Source organism: Streptomyces sp. NPDC059900, from assembly GCF_050270335.1.
Taxonomy (GTDB): domain Bacteria; phylum Actinomycetota; class Actinomycetes; order Streptomycetales; family Streptomycetaceae; genus Streptomyces.
Genome location: NZ_JBNNJZ010000024.1, coordinates 38,485 through 39,374, shown reverse-complemented (window position 1 = coordinate 39,374; position 890 = coordinate 38,485). Strand labels below are relative to the sequence as shown.

The 890-nt window shown below is 73.1% G+C and carries 1 protein-coding gene; it reads right to left on the bottom strand.

Translation table 11 applies throughout. The annotated features are described in order from the left end of the window. Positions 1–611 (bottom strand): amidohydrolase family protein (locus ACQKIP_RS06550; RefSeq protein WP_427742341.1); only part of this gene is annotated, 611 nt, incomplete at its 3' end. Positions 612–890: the final 279 nt, after the last annotated feature.

The window sequence follows — 890 nt, the reverse complement described above, 5'->3', positions numbered from 1 at the left end:
GAGTCGTCGGCGTACATGCCGGGGGTGTAGGTGAGCCCGGAGGACATGCCGACGGCGCCCTGCTCCATCCCCTCGGCGACGAGCTGCTTCATGCGCTCGACCTCGGCGTGGGTGGCCGGGCGGTCGTCCCAGCCGACCGCGTACATCCGGACTGTGCCCTGCGGGATGAGGTAGGCCGCGTTCACCGCGATGCCCTGCCGGTCCAGGCGGTCCAGGTACTCGCCGACCGTGCGCCAGTCGAAGTCGATGTCGCTGCCGTCGCCGTTCCAGCCGGTGATGGCCTGGCGGACCTGGGCGAGGGTGCGGTCGTCGACGGGGGCGTAGCTCAGCCCGTCCTGGCCGATGACCTCCAGGGTCACGCCCTGGGCGGCCTTCGCGCTGTGGTCCGGGTCGCGCAGGAGGGCGAGGTCGCTGTGGGCGTGCATGTCGATGAAGCCGGGCGCGAGGGACAGGCCGTGGGCCTCGACCGTGCGGGTTCCGGTGGGGCGGGGGCCCGCGTCCCCCTCGCGGTGGATCGTGGTGATCCTGCCCTCGTGTACGCCGACGTCGGCTCGGTAGGAGGCACCTCCGGTGCCGTCGATGACGCGTGCGTCCCGGATCACCAGGTCCATGGCGGGTGCCTCTCTCTTGCGTGGGCGCAGATTGTGTGTGGTGCACCCGGCCTCCGGCCGGGGTGTGGCTCCCACCCGCACCACCCGTGCGGGTCTCGTCGCCGGGTGCGGGTGGCCCTGGTGGGGGCGGGCCGCCGTCGGCGACTGACGCAGGGCGGGCGAGCGGTCCCGCCCCGGCCGGGGATTCGGGGCAATCGGGTGTCTGGCCCCGCAGGTCACCGCGGGGTGAACGGGTGGGTGGGTGGGAGAGATCCGCCGCGGAGCGGTGGTTCTGTTTGT